Below are 15,786 nucleotides of genomic sequence, written 5' to 3'. Positions count from 1 at the left end.
CTTAGCCCTATGGAATATAGAGCTAAAGCCGCTTAAATCATTTTTATTATTTTCAATGTCTACTTTACAGGGGGCAGTTCAAATCACCATGCTTTTTACTACGTTATTTGTACTGTTATTTATGATTTTGCACCTCAAAAGAGAACCCATTACATTTTTGTTTGAAAGGTCTTTTTTTTGTTTTCTTTGCAAATATATATTCTTTATCCAAGTGAACATACATTTACCATTTTCGGAAATAATAACATCAAAATCTTGAAATGGTGATGTCATGCAAAGTTTAATTAAGGTCTTAATTCCAAGACAACTCTTCATGTTATTGGTCCTATCGACAGGTATATTAAACCATGTCATTTTAATTCCCAACCTTCTTACCGCAGCTGGTAGGGATAGTTGGCTGAGTGTGATTGTCGCCTATCCAATTTCCATTGCTTTTACCTGGTTGATTTACTATATCGTAAAGAACAGTCCTAATGAAGGGTTCTTTTCTTTAATAAGAAATCGTTTAGGAAGGGCATTTTCCACTATTATGTCTATACCTATCATCTTGTACTTATTTATTAGCTCCTACGTAACCTTAAGAGACTTGATGATCTGGTTGAATGCATATTTTCTAGCTGATAGTACTGTATTTCAAATCAACTGTATTTTGATAGTGGTGTGCTTGCTAATTACGTTAATGGGAGTAAAGACTATGGCCATTTCGAGTGGGTTTTTACTTCCACTAGTTATGATCCTAGGAATTTTGATTTCATTGATTAATACAACATTAAAGGATCCTAGCCTTTTACTTCCTGTATTGTCAGAAGGTTATACTCCTCTATTAAAAGGGTGTATCTATGTTTTTTCGGGGCTTCTTGAGATATATTTGGTTGTCTTATTACAGCCTTTTTCAGAAGGAACGATAAAATTCAAGCAGCTGCTTATTTTGCTAACAATATTCACTGGGTTAATTATGGGGCCACTTACCGCATCCATTATGGAATTTGGACCGATAGAATCTGTTAATATTCGCTACCCGGCTTATGAGCAATGGCGAGTATTGAGTATAGGAGCATTCATCAATAATCTTGATTTTTTCGCTTTGTTTCAATGGTTAAGTGGAGCAGTGATTAGAATAGGTTTATTTATGTATCTAATTGGTGCATTATTTACTCAAAAAAGGAGTCAGTATAGGTTGAATTGGAAATTAATGGTGTTTTTGTACCTATTATTATTCGGTTTGCTGACCATCAAGTTCGAAACCTATTATTTCTATAAGGCGATGTATCAATATTTACTGCCTATCAGTACTGTCTTTTTTCTTGTGCAAATTCTGCTTTCTGCTTTTATTATCAAGATTCTCATAATGAAAGATAAAAAAAATGGAGGCAGCTATGGAGGCTAAACTAGACCAACAAGAATGTCTAAACAAAAAGGTATCAGAACTTAGAGCCTCGTTTCATAAAAGTGAAGACCTCATCATAAAGAAACATCAATCTGAAATTGAAAGATATGAATTAGTATTCTTTGAAAGTTTAATTGACATAAAGTATCTAGACCAAAATATTCTTCCTAAGCTTGGGATTCATAAATTTGAAACAGTAAAGAAAAACTTGATTTCCTTCTTCCATGCAGAAGACGTTACCTCCAAAACTATTGATGATTTATCAAGCATGCTTTTTGATGGGAATATATTATTCATTCTACAAGATGCAATTCTTTGTATACAGGCTGGGGGCATACCAATAAGACAACCGGAGGAGTCTGCCCTTGAAACATCGATAAGAGGGCCAAAGGACGGTTTCGTCGAAGATTTAAGGACTAACATATCTCTTATTCGTCGTCGACTGAATTCTCCATCTTTATCATTAGAAAAATATACAATCGGTGAAAGAAGTAAGACTAAAGTGGCTCTTATATACTTAGAGGATGTGATAGATAAGAGGGTGCTGGAGGAAATTCATCAAAGGCTGAAGAAAGTCGATTTGGATATCCTTACCAGTATTTATGAGTTGGAATCTTACGTTCGGGATAGACCTTATTCCCTTTTCCCGAGTTTAGATTATACAGGTAGGCCAGATTTCATAGTACAAGCGTTAAATCAAGGGAGGTTTGCCATTTTAGTAGATGGAAATCCAACAGTCAGTTTTGGCCCAATAAACGCCTTGTTACTTATCAAGTCTCCAGAAGATACGTATTTTAATTATTCATATGTTTCATTAGAAAGAATAATAAGGATGCTAGGATTGATTACATCTGCTTTTTTACCAGGGGTGTGGGTCGCATTTTCAGCATACAACATTGAACAAATACCCTATTCGCTTGTTGCGACAATATCTATCTCTCGATTTGGGTTACCCTTATCCGCGCCGATAGAAATGTTTATTGTACTATTTTTGTTCGAGTTGTTTAATGAAGCAGGGATAAGGTTACCTAGAGCAATTGGACAAACAGTTGCAGTTTTAGGTGGCTTGATTGTTGGGGATGCGGCCATCCGAGCAGGGTTGACTTCCCCCACGATGTTGGTGGTTGCAGCGATCACCTACATTTCATCCTTTACCTTAGTTAATCAAACTTTAAGTCATTCCATCACTATTCTTAGATTTGCTATTTTGTTGTTAAGCACATTTTTTGGTTTGTTTGGCGTCATCCTTGGATTCATCCTTTCGTTTTTTTATTTTGCGGGCTTGTCTTCCTTTGGAACTCCTTACCTTGCTGCTGTAGCTCCTATTTCTATAAGGGAGTCCATAAAGGCCTTTCTCATGGGACCAAGACAATTCTATAAAAAACGAACTGATTCGACCAGTCCCGAAGACCAAACTAGAAGGAGGAATCGATCTTGAGGGACTACATGTTTGTTTTCCTTATAATTGGAAGCCTTCTGCTACCAGGCTGTGCAGGAATAAAGAACATACAGGACTTAAACTATATTGTGGCTATCGGGATGGATTTCGATAAGGAAAAAAATTTATATAAGGTTTATCTACAAGGTATAAATTTTGCTAATGTTGCAAAGCAGGAAGGTGCTAAGAGTGTAGAACACATTCCGAATTTTATTGCAGAGGCAACTGGTGAAACACTGAACATAGCAGTAAGTAAACTTTATAAAAAGTCAGAGCCACCATTATTTTTTGGTCATGTTAATACCTTGTTATTAAGCAATAGACTAGTTGAGCATAAATTTGCCGAAGTTATTCAGGAAGTAGGAAGAAACCGGTCCATAAGGGAAACAATACGAATTGTGACGACCAATGAAGATATTAGGGAAATTCTAAATGTTACAGCTTTGTATAATTACCCGTCAATTTTTACAGTGATTTTTTAAAAAAATTCTGACGAGGCGACACAAGATGAATTAGAGCCTATAAACTTAATGAATTTTTTAAGGGAATACTATGAACCAATGGGAACTGCAAAATTACCCATTGTAAAGATCGATCCAGATAGCTGGAAAGCAGACAAAAACTACCCGACTCTATATTTTTCGGGGTATTCAATTTTTCAGAAGAAGCAGTACAAAGGGCAGCTCCCTTTTGAGGATAGTGTGATTATAGATTGGCTGACCGAAAAGAACCTTTCACTTAATAGAAAGGTTGAAGATAAAGGTGAACTTGTTGCAACTGTCAAAATTGCTTCACCTAAAATGAAGGTTAAATATGAAAAAGGAACCTCAAAGCCACGGTTTTCTATTGAAATTGGCGTTACTGCAGACCTGTTAGAAAAAATTAAAGATATTGATATAAAAAAGCTCAATAAATTGATTGAGAAAGAAATTAAGTCCGAACTAAAGTCTCTTTACCAAAGAGGTGTGAAACAAGAGGCGGATTTCTTAGATGCAGGGGTAGATTGGTATAGGAAACATCCAAAAAAATATCATCAGCTTTTAAATTCTAACGACTTTTATTTGAACGAAGATTCCCTTAAGGATGTAAAAGTGAAGGCGGAAATTTTTCATTTCAATGGATACAACTATAATAAAAAGGGTGACGAAGGCTATTGAACTTAAATGAAATGAATATAAACAATTGCTTTAGGTGTACCTTTTTCTATTAGGTACACCTTAACTTTTAGTTGATCTTTTTGTTTCGTAATACCGTAATAAATCCATCTAAAATGTCATGACTGACGAAGAACCCTTTACCTTTATAGAATTCTAAGGCAATATCATTACCATTTGAAACATAAATAAAATAGTCTTCTACATCTTCGAATTTCTGCAACCACGCCATGGACATATTGAACAGCTTAGATCCGACTCCATATTGTCTGTACTCTTCTTTAATGTAAAATTGTGATAAGCAGCCAACATTCTTTTTACTAACTGACGAAAGGTCAAAAAAAGTAGCAAATTCATTGGAATACACGTCTTTAGGAGAGATATTTGAATACACATAGCCTACAATTTTCTCACCATCTTTCACTACAACAATATAATTATGTATAGCTTTTTCAATGGAAGGAAGCATTCTGGTTTCAAAGCTCATCGAGTCAAACAGTTCTGGTTTTATATTTGCCCTAGATTTTTGAAAGTGCATAAGTTCATTGCATGCATCTCTACATACCTCTGCGTTTTCAACAGGGATTACTTCAAATATTAAATTCATATTTACCCTCCTTTTAACTATCATTTTATTCGTAAAAAGCCCATATGGACAACTCTTATCTTTTGTAAAACTTCTTGCTGAAAAATGATATATTTCCGCGGAAATTGAATATTCCGCACGAAAAATAGAAGAAATTGGAATTTAGGGATGTCATCACCACACAATACTTTCATTCCCATTTTAGTAATGTTAAAATTCAAAGTGATGGAAGGGGCTTAGATATGGAAACTTGGATTACGAATTTTATGGAACAATATGGTTATTGGGGTGTGTTTTTATTAATCGCTTTGGAAAATATATTCCCTCCGATTCCATCGGAAGTTATATTAACCTTTGGTGGATTCATGACAAATACGACAGAGTTAAGCGTAGTGGGAGTTATTGGAGCTTCTACTGCCGGTTCTGTTTTTGGAGCAGTTATTTTATATAGAATTGGATTGTTTATGGATGTTGAGAGATTAGAAAAAATCATAGATCGATACGGACATATATTACGACTTAATAAAAAAGACATCCACCGTGCGGATGCTTGGTTCGATAAATATGGTATATGGACAGTGTTAATTTGTCGATTAATCCCACTTATTCGTAGTTTAATTTCGATTCCTGCGGGAATGTCTAATATGAATTTTTGGTTATTTCTTTTGTTCACGACAATCGGTACATTGATTTGGAATACAATCCTTGTGAATGTAGGAGCGGCAGTAGGCTCCAATTGGCATGACATTGTGGAGAAGATGGATGTATTCTCCAATGTGGTCTATGTGATTTTAGTGATTCTCTTTGTATTATCGATACTTTGGTATATAAAGATTAGAAGAAACCGTAAATAAGTTTTCATTAGTTTTGAATAAGAAAAAGGCATTGTTTCAACTAACGGGTTCTGTTTTGAAGAAGAAAACTTTAATTCACAACCCGCTTAGCATCATAATTAGTATAGTTTTTAACATAAAAATAGCAAGAGAAAAAGCAATGGAATTCATTTTCCATTGCTTTTATTGTTGTATTTCGCCATTTGTTTGTAATAGGTTGAAAATCTATTTTACCACTTGAGCAGTTCGCTCACCCATATGTAGATTGTCGAAATCTCATATAAATGATGCTAGCAAAAAAGTGAAACTAATCCATACACAAAGAGGTGTATAGAAGGCGGTATCTTGTTTTGCAAATCTAGTATGTTTGATTTTCTTGAAAAAACCTACATATTTTCCTTCACCAATAGCACGTAACAAGAAAACAATTCCTCCAGCTATACAAAGCCATTTTGAAAGAGGGGAGGGTTTGATGACTGAGAACAAATCTATTTGAACTAATAGAAGTCCAGATGCAAAAAAGCAAAGTAATCCGATAAAAAGTGTACCTACCATTCTTGGTTGTAAAACAGGTAATTTACTGTCATTTTCAGTTGGAAGAGCCGCATTCACTCCCCAACTTCCGCCAAATGCCCAAAAAACGTGTAAGATACCAATAATTATAAATAGTAGAGACGTTATTCCTATTAAAATATTTATCAATTTACCACCCCTTCTGTATGTTATCGTCCTCCCATATAAATTGGTATATCATTAGTATATTTATTTTTCACGCATTTTAGGACACTTTTCGCAAGGTGTCTGCTGAGCAGCAGACTCTTGCGAATTGGAATGCGAATCTAATTGCTAATTGACTCGTTAAAATCTTTGAAACCCTTATATATCACCAAATAACTGAAGCCTAATTCATATGAGAATTGGACTTCAAATTGATTCGTTAGTGTACTTTTTCTACTTCAATACCGAACCCGTTATGTTTCAACAGTGCCTTTTTCTTATTTTACTTTTTATCAATAATTCCGTTCAATCACAAAATTCGCATGATCTCCACGAAAGATCGTCTTGGAATATTCGACTACGGTTTCATCTACTAAATAAGCATACGTTTCGAGAGAGAAGCAAGGATCACCCATAGAAATGTTCAAGGTTTCTGCAATAACAGCATCGGCTAGAACGATTTCCAAGTACTCAACCGTTTTCTTGATTTTTAAGTCGAACTGTTTGTCAAGAAGGCTATACAAGGATTTTTCACAAGCATCCTTACTCAAGCCAGGTGTCAGCTTCCATGGAAGGTAAGCTTGCTCATATTGTAGGGGCTCTCCATTCACATATCGGATTCGTTCCAGTTTATTGATTGGGTCTCCAACTGCTACGTCAAACACATCGACAAGAAACGAATCAGCTTGAATCACTTCTAAATTAATCGCTTTTATAGAAGGATTTTTTCCTTGCATAGTGATCTGTTCGGCAAAGTTTTCAACAGTTGATGTCAGCTTTTGCTTCACTTTATTTCCTGAAACAAAGGTACCACGGCCCTGATGTTTATAAACGTACCCTTCTTGCGTCAATTGTTGAAGGGCAGTACGTACAGTCGTCCGACTAACTCCATATTTTTCACAAAATTCTGCTTCTGTCGGCAATTTAGTGTCTGGTTTATATTCACCACTTTGGATGAGATCTAAAATGTTTTCTCTTACTTTTAAATGCAGCGCATGTTCTTCTTGTAAGTTTTCCATTACCATAAATCCTCCTAAACTCACTCTATATTTATTTTACCAGATTTAAGGAAATTAGGATAAAAAATTTGTCGTAACAAATAAATAAATTTGTATTGTAAAAATCTATATTTGTTATTACAATTACGATACAACATGTAATACAAGTTGTGAAGTTGTTATTACAAATTTATATTATGGGAATTGGATGGAGGAGGGGTTATCTGATCACCAAGAATAATAGAGCATTCGAGTCATTTGCACTTATCTCAAATTATTAACAGTCTCGAATTCAAATGGTGACAAGAATTTTTTAAGTCTCATTGTAAACGCTTACTTTTTTATTGGGGGTTTTCTTATGAACATTCTATTATGTTGTTCTGCAGGTATGTCTACAAGCTTGTTAGTTACGAAGATGGAAAACAGCGCGAAGGCACAAGGGATTGATTGCCGCATTTGGGCAGTTGGAAGTGGGGATGTAAAAAATCATTTGGATGAAGCAGATGTTTTGCTCCTGGGTCCTCAGGTAAGGTTTATGCTGAATCAAATGAAACAAGAAGTAAATGGAAAAATTCCAGTCGAATCAATCAATCCAATGCATTACGGACTATGTAATGGCGAGGAAGTTTTAAAGCAAGCCATAGCTCTAATTAAGGGGGAATAGGGTTTATGATGAATTTTATGGAAAGATATATCATGCCATATGCGGTTAAATTCGGAAATAACCGTCACTTACTCGCCATTCGCGATGCATTAATCGGAATGATCGCCATCACTATGATTGGGTCATTCGCGGTCCTATTCAATAACCTAGGCCAAATCATCAAGCCGTACGGAAAATTGATGGAAAGCATTTTTGGACCAACATGGACTACACTGGGTGGAGACATTTGGTGGGGGACCTTTGCCTTCATGACCGTTTTTGCCGTATTTGGCATCTCTCATAAACTAGCAAAATCGTATGGGGATGATGGCTTTGAAGCAATGTTAGTTGCGGCGGCATCATTCTTCCTATTAATTCCGCAAATTGGGAAAGTTCCAGATACAGAAGGTGCTTGGGGCTTTATAAGTTGGGGTTACTTCAATGCTACATCTCTATTTACAGGAATTATCGTGGCTTTAGCAGCGACAGAATTGTTTATTCGTTTAACAAGAGTAAAAAAATTCGTCATTAAACTACCAGATGGTGTACCACCAGCGGTTTCCGGTGCATTTGCTAAGCTAATTCCAGGGATGTTAACAATCTTCACTTTCGGGGTTTTTGGATTATTATTCCGTAAGATTACAGACGGTCAATTCTTAAACGATTGGTTAAATGCAACACTAGTCGCACCATTAACGAATGCTGCTGATTCTTTACCATTTGCTATTTTAATCGTGTTATTAGTTCACGTTTTCTGGGCTGTTGGTTTACACGGTCCCAATATTTTAGGTGGAGTTACTACACCTTTATTCACTTCCTTAGGAACAAAGAACACAGACCTGTATGCACAAAAAGTAGCGGATCTAGATCAATACGCAGTATTGGCAGGGCCATTCTTGGATGCATTCGTTTATTTAGGTGGATCGGGTGCGACATTAGGTTTGATTGTTGCCATGTTCTTGGCTGGACGAAAGCGCCACAAACAGCTCCTTGCACTTGGAACACCTCCTGGGGTCTTCCAAATTAATGAACCATTACTGTTCGGATTACCTATTGTATTAAATCCAATTTGGTTGATTCCATTTATAAGTGCTCCAATTATCATGACGATAGTAGCTTATTCTGCTATTAGCTTAGGTTGGGTTTATCCTGTTGTAGTAGCTAGCATTCCTTGGGTAACACCAGCAGGTATAGGCGGATATTTAGCAACAGGAGGTCATATCTCAGGTGCGGTTCTTGCTCTTGTAAACCTAGCAATCTCAATCGTTATTTATCTACCATTTGTATATGTTCAAGGGAAAATGGAAGATAAGAAAAATAAGGATCAAAATCAAGCAGCATAGTTTAATAAAAAAGAAGATGGTGATTCGGAGGCGAGGGGACACCTCATTATCTGGGTCACCTTCATAATTAGGTGGTTATCACATGGATAAAGAAAAATTATATGGAATTTCCTTTCAACTCATTCTGCATAGTGGTAATGCTAGGAGTTTGGCGATGGAAAGCATAATCGAAGCAAAGGCTTCTAATTTTGAAGGAGCAAAAGAAAAATTGTCATTAGCTGAGGAAGAGTTTGTCCAAGCACACCGCTTTCAAACACAATTGATCCAAGGAGAAGCTGCAGGAGAGCATTATGACCTGCCTATTCTACTTATTCATGCACAGGATCACCTAATGAACGCCTTGACGGTAAAGGACATGACGAAAGAATTTATCGATTTATATAAAAAGCTATCGTAAATGGGGAATCAAAATGGTGAATAAAAAAGGCATCAAAATCGCTACGATTGGTGGCGGTTCCAGTTATACTCCGGAATTGATAGAAGGATTTATCAAACGTCATGCTGAATTACCTATTAGTGAAATATGGCTTGTTGACGTGGAAGAAGGAAAAGAAAAACTTGAAATTGTAGGGAATTTAGCAAAACGGATGGTTGAAAAAGCAGGAGTTCCAATAGAGGTCCATCTTACCTTGAATCGTAGAGAGGCGTTAAAGGATGCGGATTTTGTAACGACACAATTCCGGGTTGGCTTACTGGATGCGAGGGCGAAAGATGAGAGAATTCCATTAAAATATGGCATCCTCGGCCAAGAGACGAATGGACCAGGTGGGCTATTTAAAGCTCTAAGGACGATTCCAGTCATTCTTGAGATTTGTCGTGAAATGGAAGAGCTATGTCCTGATTCTTGGTTGATTAACTTCACGAATCCAGCAGGAATGGTTACTGAAGCTGTTTTGCGTCATACGAATATTAAAAAAGTGGTAGGGCTTTGCAATGTGCCAATCGGGATGGAAATGGGTGCAGCCCAATTGTTAGGGGTCGATCATAGCCGAGTACGAATTGATTTTGCGGGTCTGAACCACATGGTGTATGGAATGGATGTTTTTGTTGATGGCGTCAGTGTGAAGGACCAATTAATCGATCTGCTGACTGACCCTGCCAATACTGTTACCATGAAGAACATACATGCCATGGGCTGGGAGCCTGGATTCTTAAAGGCCTTAAATCTATTCCCATGCCCATATCATAACTACTATTATAAAACGAGTGAAATGGTAGAAGATGAGCTTAAAGCAGCAGAAAATGGTGGAACTCGTGCCGAAGTCGTAAAGAAGCTCGAAGAAGAATTATTTGAACTATATAAAGACCCGAACTTGGATATTAAGCCCCCACAGCTTGAAAAGCGTGGCGGAGCATACTATAGTGATGCAGCTTGTCGATTAATTCATTCTATTTTTACAGATAAAAGAGACATTCAACCAGTTAATACAGTGAACAACGGGGCAATTGCAGGGATTCCGGATGATTCAGCTGTTGAGGTTAGCTGTATTATTACGAAGGACGGTCCAAAACCAATCGTGGTAGGTGAATTACCGGTGGCGATTAGAGGACTGATTCAATCGATTAAATCGTTTGAACGGGTGACGATTGATGCAGCGGTTACTGGAGATTACAATACTGCCCTATTAGCGATGACGATTAACCCATTAGTGGGTTCAGATAAAATAGCGAAGCAAATTTTAGATGAAATGCTAGAAGCGCATAAGGATTACTTGCCACAGTTTGCTCATTATTCGTAAAAGTAGACGAAGTTAAGATTTTATTACCGAATCGGTCACGTTTTTTACCGAATAGGTTGGTTTATTACCGAAATGGCCAAATATATTACCGAATCAATTAATTTTATTACCAAATGGCATTTTCTATATATCTGGTCCCTAAAAAACGGGGCCAGACTACATATAATTGATAGCTGCTGGTAGTGGAGGAAACAATGATTAAATTAATTGTAAACGCTGATGATTTTGGATTCTCACGTGGAGTGAATTACGGAATTATTGATAGTCATGTAAATGGAATTGTCAATTCTACTACGATGATGATGAATATGGATGCAGTTGATCATGCAATTGAGCTTGCCCAAAAGCACCCTCGGTTAAATGTCGGCATTCATTTAGTGCTAACTTGTGGTAAACCACTTGCTGAAAAAGTACCTACTCTAATTGATGAGGACGGGAACTTTAAGTCCCAATCAGTCTTGGATGATACTATTTCTTTAGTTGAAGTGGAAAAAGAGTGGACCGCGCAAATCGATCGCTTTATTGCAACAGGTCTTCAACCATCACATTTTGATAGTCATCACCACGTTCATACAAGGAAAGAGCTTTTACCAGTTGTTCAAAGGCTAGCTCAGAAATATAATCTTAGAGTTCGAACAAACGGGATGGAACCTATTGAGGGAGTAAAGGCATTTTCTGATGTAAGCTTTTTTGATTTTTATGGTGAAGGTGCCACGTACGATTATTTTGACCAATTGTCTCAAAAAGTAGATGGTCCAAAAACGGTTGAAGTCATGTGCCATCCAGCTTATATAGACCAAAAGCTGTTGTGCAGTTCTTCCTATAATTTGCCACGTGTAAGAGAGTTAGACATTTTGACCAATATTAGTCTACCTTCGAAATTTGAATAAATCAAAAAGCGGACGACTATTGTCATCCGCTTTTTGATTTATTATTTTTTTTCTGGAATCTGCTGAGATTCCTCTAAGCTTTTCAACTCTTTATCCGATTTCTTTTTTAAGAAATACATCACAAGTAATGAAAGGACAGATAAAATCCCATAACCGAGAATTAAGTTAAAGACATCATTAAACATAGAGACTACTTCCTTTATATCAGTTTATTATTTCCTTTTTTTCTCTTGCTGGATTTTAGCATCTTGCTCATCAAGTCTCGTCATAATGAAGGCAAAGAAGCCAGATACAAGTGTACCTCCTGCTATTATCATTGCTCTTGTTTCAACAGGGATTTCTGAAAAATCTCTGTTAAGTAACCAAGTTGCTAAAACAGCTACTACTATCATGACCAGAATTATTACAGGTAATCGTTTCATTTTTCCACTTCCTAAAAACAATCTACTATAGAGGTATAAGTACCTTAATATTATTTTATATTTTAACATTTGATTATCAGAATAGAAACTATCGTTATACAGGGGAAATTGGTAAGTTTTTATAGATTCTACCACTTCTCTTTACTACTCTACCGCGATATTAGTATATAATAGAAAGAAAAGTATAGTAAAAGGTGTGGTTTTATTGGTAGAAGTATTAGCGCAACAAAAGCAACACAAAAAGTTGTCTACCGCAAAAGTGATCCAACGAACCATTTTAATTACCATCGGTGCGTTGTTCATGGCAACTGGTTTAGAAATCTTCTTGATTCCAAACCAAGTCATTGACGGTGGGGTAACGGGTGTTTCCATTATGCTTTCCCATATTACGGGAGCGAAACTGGGAATCTTTCTATTCCTATTGAATTTACCATTTGTATACTTAGGTTATAAACAATTTGGAAAAACATTTGCTATTTCGACTGTATATGGAATCATTATGCTATCCATTTTTGCTACATATTTTCACCCAATCGACCCGTTTACAGAAGATGTTCTTCTAGCGACCTTGTTCGGTGGAATTTTCTTAGGTGTAGGCGTCGGGCTAGTCATCCGTAACGGTGGAGCTTTGGATGGGACTGAAATCCTTTCAATTGTAATAAGTAAAAGAGTACCATTCTCTGTTGGTGAAATCGTCATGTTCATTAACTTGTTCATCCTAGGATCAGCTGGTTTTGTGTACTCATGGGATAGAGCAATGTATTCAATTTTAGCTTATGTTGTGGCAGCTAAAGCCATTGACATTGTCATTACGGGAATGGAAGAATCAAAGTCTGTCTGGATTATCAGTGATGAGGCAAAGGAAATTGGTGATGCAATTAACAATCGCTTAGGTCGTGGTGTTACTTATTTGCACGGAGAGGGTGCTTATACTGGCGACAATAAGAAGGTTATTTTTTGCATTATCACAAGGCTTGAAGAGTCAAAACTAACGACTATCGTAGAAGAAATTGACCCATCAGCATTTTTAGCCATTGCAGATATTTCAGAAGTTCGTGGTGGTAGATTTAAAAAGAAAAATATCCATTAATTGAGTAAAACCAACATTACGAGGATGTTGGTTTTTTTTAATACTTCTATACTTTCTGTTCCAGAAGTCAAAGGGTGCAAGTATTTTGAGCTTTTTTAGGTCTTCTAACGAGCTCGCCCCCACAATTTGGGCATACACGATTCATCTCTTCTGTGCACGGTCCGCAAAAAGTACATTCATGTACACAAATATAAGCATCGGAATTCTCGCTGATAGGTGAATTGCAGTGTTCGCATTGTTTTCTCATTTCTAATGCCATAATGAATATCTCCTTCCTAATTGGATTGCAGGGTAAATATACCATTTAATTTATTTTGAAATAAGGGACAGTTCTTAGGAGAATTGAGGGGGCAGAACCAGTTTTTTCAGAACCACATTTTCAAAAGAGCTTTGCTTTTAAAAAGGAGTATCTTTGTTAAAAAGGTCTTCTGAAATCATTAATAAAAATGATTAAAACTGAGTAAAACAGAAAAATATATTGACTAAACGTGAAAAAAGATGAATAATATGGAAAAACATAACAAAAAAGTTGGGATGATGAAGTTGTTTTCTGATGAAAGAAGACTAGAAATACTAAAAATGCTTGAGGAAAATGGTCGGGTTTTTGCAAAGGATTTGGCTAGAAGATTTGAAATGTCAATTGACTCTATTAGACGAGATTTATCTATGATGGAAGAACAAGGTGTCTTAAAGAGGACTCATGGTGGAGCTATCCCTATTACTAGTGTTAGACAGATGCCACCCCCTCCTTCCATTCGTTATGGAGAGGGAAGTGATGATCAAAATGCAATAGCCAAATTGGCAGCTTCTTATATTGAAGAAAATCAAACCGTATTTATCGGTGGGGCTGCCATCCATTACATGATGCTAAAATTTCTTCCGAGAAATTTTCCTTACACAGTAGTCACGAATTCTATTGAAGTTGCTTTTTATTTAAGAGATCTAGAGAATGTAGACACTTATTTAATTGGTGGGAATGTCAAAAGATCAGGTAATATGACAGATTCACTGGCGAATGAATTCGCTAAGCAGTTTACTGTGGATTTATGTTTTGCAACTGCTGGTGCAATTTCATCAAAAGGTCTAAGTACCTCAACTCCAGAAGTCGCAATTTTCCATAAAAACGTCTATGACAACTCTAGAAAAATTGTCTCATTAATAGAGCATGCTAAATTTGGAATGGATATGTTTTTTGGCATGTATCCATTAACAAAGTTACATGTGATTATTACAGATGAAGGAACTACAACCGAAATTATCGACATGGTTAAAGCTAATGGTGTGGACTGTATTGTTGCAAAAAAAGAACTGTAAAAGGGGTGTGAAAGATGTGTTCTACAGAAGAAAGTATTACATAGTAAAAAATGAATTTGTATCCAAATTAAATACGCTTTTCCTAGAAGTCAATTATCCAAATCAAATTCAAAAGGGTGCTAGATTAATAGGGAGATGGATGACGCCTAAAAATGAAACAACTACAGAGATATTCGCGATATGGGAATATGACAGTTATGAAAAATATATAGAAATCGAGGATAAAGTTAGAGGTGACATAGAACACGTTAATAGAATCCGAAATTGGTATGAACTAAATGGTGGTAGAGAATATGTGTATAAAGAGTATATTTTGGAAGTTCGGAATGAGAAGTTAGAGTCTACCCTACTTTAGGATTTAATGGAGCTATATTATGAAAAGAATTGCTATTGATATGGATGAAGTAATAGCTGATTTTGTATCCAAACATTTAAATTTATTCAATGCACAATATAATGAAAAACTGTCTGGTGATGATTTACATGGCACTAGATTATGGAAGATTCGTCCTCATCTAGAAAAGGAGATTTTAGGTTATGTAGATGAACCTGACTTTTTTCGTGATTTAAAGGTTATGGAAGGTAGTCAAGAAGTCATCCAAGAACTTAGTAATTTTTATGAAATCTTTATTACTACTGCTGCGATGGAACATCCTTCATCTTTTGAAGCAAAGTATGAATGGCTAAAGGAGCATTTTTCATTCCTTTCTGATCGGAATTTTGTATTTTGTGGTGACAAAAGCATTATTAATGCTGATTACCTAATTGATGATAGTCCAAGACATTTTGAGAGATTTAGAGGACAAGGGATATTATTCACAGCCTTACATAACATCAATGAAACAGGATATGTAAGAGTGAATGATTGGAGTGAAGTTAGGAATTATTTTTTATAGTAGAGTGTAAAAAATCTATAGAAAAAAAGGATGCTCCGAATGAAAAATAACGGGTTCTCTTTTGGAGTGAAAAATGTAAAAAAACAACACAAATAGCATGCTAAATCATATATGATTTAGCATGCTATTTTTTATTGGACTAACAACATTTATGGTATTTTAACCTGAGAATTAACACTGTAATTAGCATACTAATTAGCAAAGTGAGAATGAACATTCTCATGCTGTTAGTTTATATGCTAAAACGGTTGTTAATACTTCGATAAATTTGATAGGAAACTCGGCTGTATTTATGCTTCCTTAATTAAGTAACTAGCGAAGTAAAATAAGCGGAGA

At 36.0% G+C, this 15,786-nt stretch carries 20 protein-coding genes; 14 read left to right on the top strand and 6 right to left on the bottom strand.

Going from position 1 to position 15,786, the window contains the following annotated elements; translation table 11 throughout:
• The first annotated feature begins 271 nt into the window (after nucleotides 1–271).
• Genes DBX25_RS19990 through DBX25_RS21570 form a run of 4 tightly spaced genes read left to right on the top strand, consistent with a single transcriptional unit; the run spans nucleotide 272 to nucleotide 3,982 of the window.
• Nucleotides 272–1,387, top strand: a complete 1,116-nt coding sequence (locus tag DBX25_RS19990) for an endospore germination permease (RefSeq protein ID WP_108672512.1) — start codon at nucleotides 272–274, stop codon at nucleotides 1,385–1,387.
• Nucleotides 1,377–2,825, top strand: coding sequence for a spore germination protein (locus tag DBX25_RS19985; RefSeq protein ID WP_108672511.1), 1,449 nt, complete (start codon nucleotides 1,377–1,379; stop codon nucleotides 2,823–2,825). Before DBX25_RS19990 ends, DBX25_RS19985 begins: the two co-directional genes overlap by 11 nt.
• Nucleotides 2,822–3,307: a Ger(x)C family spore germination protein gene (locus DBX25_RS21575; RefSeq protein ID WP_240620446.1), complete on the top strand. Its 486-nt coding sequence runs from the start codon at nucleotides 2,822–2,824 to the stop codon at nucleotides 3,305–3,307. The genes DBX25_RS19985 and DBX25_RS21575 overlap by 4 nt, the downstream gene beginning before the upstream one ends.
• 48 nt (nucleotides 3,308–3,355) lie before the next feature.
• On the top strand, nucleotides 3,356–3,982 hold the full coding sequence (locus DBX25_RS21570; protein ID WP_240620444.1) for a Ger(x)C family spore germination C-terminal domain-containing protein: 627 nt from the start codon (nucleotides 3,356–3,358) through the stop codon (nucleotides 3,980–3,982).
• A gap of 67 nt (nucleotides 3,983–4,049) precedes the next feature.
• Here the strand turns inward: DBX25_RS21570 and DBX25_RS19975 are convergent, their stop codons facing one another.
• Entirely contained in the window at nucleotides 4,050–4,586 is a 537-nt protein-coding gene (locus DBX25_RS19975) for a GNAT family N-acetyltransferase (protein WP_108672510.1), read from the bottom strand.
• A 221-nt stretch (nucleotides 4,587–4,807) separates the two neighbouring features.
• On the opposite strand from DBX25_RS19975, the gene DBX25_RS19970 reads away from it, so the two are divergent.
• Nucleotides 4,808–5,419, top strand: a complete 612-nt coding sequence (locus DBX25_RS19970) for a DedA family protein (RefSeq protein WP_108672509.1) — start codon at nucleotides 4,808–4,810, stop codon at nucleotides 5,417–5,419.
• Between the two features lie 255 nt (nucleotides 5,420–5,674).
• Here DBX25_RS19970 and DBX25_RS19965 read toward each other — a convergent pair whose 3' ends face one another.
• Together DBX25_RS19965 and DBX25_RS19960 are read right to left on the bottom strand one after the other, a co-directional pair.
• Entirely contained in the window at nucleotides 5,675–6,100 is a 426-nt protein-coding gene (locus DBX25_RS19965; RefSeq protein ID WP_240620442.1) for a DUF3995 domain-containing protein, read from the bottom strand.
• A gap of 308 nt (nucleotides 6,101–6,408) precedes the next feature.
• The gene (locus DBX25_RS19960) at nucleotides 6,409–7,134 is read right to left on the bottom strand and encodes a GntR family transcriptional regulator (protein WP_108672516.1); all 726 of its coding nucleotides are present in this window, start codon (nucleotides 7,132–7,134) and stop codon (nucleotides 6,409–6,411) included.
• A 337-nt stretch (nucleotides 7,135–7,471) separates the two neighbouring features.
• Here DBX25_RS19960 and DBX25_RS19955 point away from each other — a divergent pair, with 337 nt between their 5' ends.
• The 5 genes from DBX25_RS19955 to chbG all read left to right on the top strand — a co-directional run bounded on the left by DBX25_RS19955 (nucleotide 7,472) and on the right by chbG (nucleotide 11,728).
• Nucleotides 7,472–7,777: a PTS sugar transporter subunit IIB gene (locus DBX25_RS19955; protein WP_108672508.1), complete on the top strand. Its 306-nt coding sequence runs from the start codon at nucleotides 7,472–7,474 to the stop codon at nucleotides 7,775–7,777.
• Nucleotides 7,778–7,782: 5 nt separating this feature from the next.
• A complete protein-coding gene (locus tag DBX25_RS19950; protein ID WP_108672507.1) occupies nucleotides 7,783–9,099 on the top strand; it encodes a PTS sugar transporter subunit IIC in 1,317 nt (438 codons plus the stop codon).
• An 82-nt stretch (nucleotides 9,100–9,181) separates the two neighbouring features.
• Complete coding sequence (locus DBX25_RS19945; RefSeq protein WP_108672506.1) at nucleotides 9,182–9,496, top strand: PTS sugar transporter subunit IIA; 315 nt, start codon at nucleotides 9,182–9,184, stop codon at nucleotides 9,494–9,496.
• A 13-nt stretch (nucleotides 9,497–9,509) separates the two neighbouring features.
• Entirely contained in the window at nucleotides 9,510–10,838 is a 1,329-nt protein-coding gene (locus DBX25_RS19940) for a 6-phospho-beta-glucosidase (protein ID WP_108672505.1), read from the top strand.
• A gap of 194 nt (nucleotides 10,839–11,032) precedes the next feature.
• Nucleotides 11,033–11,728, top strand: a complete 696-nt coding sequence (gene chbG / locus DBX25_RS19935; RefSeq protein WP_108672504.1) for a chitin disaccharide deacetylase — start codon at nucleotides 11,033–11,035, stop codon at nucleotides 11,726–11,728.
• A 41-nt stretch (nucleotides 11,729–11,769) separates the two neighbouring features.
• Here chbG and DBX25_RS20750 read toward each other — a convergent pair whose 3' ends face one another.
• Together DBX25_RS20750 and DBX25_RS19930 are read right to left on the bottom strand one after the other, a co-directional pair.
• The gene (locus DBX25_RS20750) at nucleotides 11,770–11,913 is read right to left on the bottom strand and encodes a hypothetical protein (RefSeq protein WP_157951027.1); all 144 of its coding nucleotides are present in this window, start codon (nucleotides 11,911–11,913) and stop codon (nucleotides 11,770–11,772) included.
• A 27-nt stretch (nucleotides 11,914–11,940) separates the two neighbouring features.
• Complete coding sequence (locus DBX25_RS19930) at nucleotides 11,941–12,150, bottom strand: hypothetical protein (RefSeq protein ID WP_108672503.1); 210 nt, start codon at nucleotides 12,148–12,150, stop codon at nucleotides 11,941–11,943.
• Between the two features lie 205 nt (nucleotides 12,151–12,355).
• Here DBX25_RS19930 and DBX25_RS19925 point away from each other — a divergent pair, with 205 nt between their 5' ends.
• Nucleotides 12,356–13,240: a YitT family protein gene (locus DBX25_RS19925; protein WP_108672502.1), complete on the top strand. Its 885-nt coding sequence runs from the start codon at nucleotides 12,356–12,358 to the stop codon at nucleotides 13,238–13,240.
• Between the two features lie 67 nt (nucleotides 13,241–13,307).
• Here the strand turns inward: DBX25_RS19925 and DBX25_RS19920 are convergent, their stop codons facing one another.
• Nucleotides 13,308–13,499, bottom strand: coding sequence for a DUF1272 domain-containing protein (locus DBX25_RS19920; RefSeq protein ID WP_108672501.1), 192 nt, complete (start codon nucleotides 13,497–13,499; stop codon nucleotides 13,308–13,310).
• A 284-nt stretch (nucleotides 13,500–13,783) separates the two neighbouring features.
• Here DBX25_RS19920 and DBX25_RS19915 point away from each other — a divergent pair, with 284 nt between their 5' ends.
• The 3 genes from DBX25_RS19915 to DBX25_RS19905 are packed head-to-tail and all read left to right on the top strand — an operon-like array spanning nucleotide 13,784 to nucleotide 15,450.
• On the top strand, nucleotides 13,784–14,554 hold the full coding sequence (locus DBX25_RS19915; RefSeq protein WP_108672515.1) for a DeoR/GlpR family DNA-binding transcription regulator: 771 nt from the start codon (nucleotides 13,784–13,786) through the stop codon (nucleotides 14,552–14,554).
• A 16-nt stretch (nucleotides 14,555–14,570) separates the two neighbouring features.
• Nucleotides 14,571–14,909, top strand: coding sequence for a cytoplasmic protein (locus tag DBX25_RS19910; RefSeq protein ID WP_108672514.1), 339 nt, complete (start codon nucleotides 14,571–14,573; stop codon nucleotides 14,907–14,909).
• 19 nt (nucleotides 14,910–14,928) lie between these two features.
• Complete coding sequence (locus tag DBX25_RS19905; RefSeq protein ID WP_108672500.1) at nucleotides 14,929–15,450, top strand: 5' nucleotidase, NT5C type; 522 nt, start codon at nucleotides 14,929–14,931, stop codon at nucleotides 15,448–15,450.
• Nucleotides 15,451–15,786: the final 336 nt, after the last annotated feature.

It is taken from the genome of Peribacillus acanthi (assembly GCF_003073175.1).
In the GTDB taxonomy this organism is placed as follows: domain Bacteria; phylum Bacillota; class Bacilli; order Bacillales; family DSM-1321; genus Bacillus_BN; species Bacillus_BN acanthi.
This window is presented reverse-complemented; position numbering and strand designations above follow the sequence as displayed.

Excerpts from the sequence above, each read along its gene's own strand:
- DBX25_RS19990 (WP_108672512.1), top strand. The coding sequence starts at position 272 with ATGCAAAGTTTAATTAAGGTCTTAATTCCAAGACAACTCTTCATGTTA.
- DBX25_RS19985 (WP_108672511.1), top strand. The coding sequence starts at position 1,377 with ATGGAGGCTAAACTAGACCAACAAGAATGTCTAAACAAAAAGGTATCA.
- DBX25_RS21570 (WP_240620444.1), top strand. The coding sequence starts at position 3,356 with ATGAATTTTTTAAGGGAATACTATGAACCAATGGGAACTGCAAAATTA.
- DBX25_RS19975 (WP_108672510.1), bottom strand. The coding sequence starts at position 4,586 with ATGAATTTAATATTTGAAGTAATCCCTGTTGAAAACGCAGAGGTATGT.
- DBX25_RS19970 (WP_108672509.1), top strand. The coding sequence starts at position 4,808 with ATGGAAACTTGGATTACGAATTTTATGGAACAATATGGTTATTGGGGT.
- DBX25_RS19960 (WP_108672516.1), bottom strand. The coding sequence starts at position 7,134 with ATGGAAAACTTACAAGAAGAACATGCGCTGCATTTAAAAGTAAGAGAA.
- DBX25_RS19955 (WP_108672508.1), top strand. The coding sequence starts at position 7,472 with ATGAACATTCTATTATGTTGTTCTGCAGGTATGTCTACAAGCTTGTTA.
- DBX25_RS19950 (WP_108672507.1), top strand. The coding sequence starts at position 7,783 with ATGATGAATTTTATGGAAAGATATATCATGCCATATGCGGTTAAATTC.
- DBX25_RS19945 (WP_108672506.1), top strand. The coding sequence starts at position 9,182 with ATGGATAAAGAAAAATTATATGGAATTTCCTTTCAACTCATTCTGCAT.
- DBX25_RS19940 (WP_108672505.1), top strand. The coding sequence starts at position 9,510 with ATGGTGAATAAAAAAGGCATCAAAATCGCTACGATTGGTGGCGGTTCC.
- chbG (WP_108672504.1), top strand. The coding sequence starts at position 11,033 with ATGATTAAATTAATTGTAAACGCTGATGATTTTGGATTCTCACGTGGA.
- DBX25_RS20750 (WP_157951027.1), bottom strand. The coding sequence starts at position 11,913 with ATGTTTAATGATGTCTTTAACTTAATTCTCGGTTATGGGATTTTATCT.
- DBX25_RS19930 (WP_108672503.1), bottom strand. The coding sequence starts at position 12,150 with ATGAAACGATTACCTGTAATAATTCTGGTCATGATAGTAGTAGCTGTT.
- DBX25_RS19920 (WP_108672501.1), bottom strand. The coding sequence starts at position 13,499 with ATGGCATTAGAAATGAGAAAACAATGCGAACACTGCAATTCACCTATC.
- DBX25_RS19905 (WP_108672500.1), top strand. The coding sequence starts at position 14,929 with ATGAAAAGAATTGCTATTGATATGGATGAAGTAATAGCTGATTTTGTA.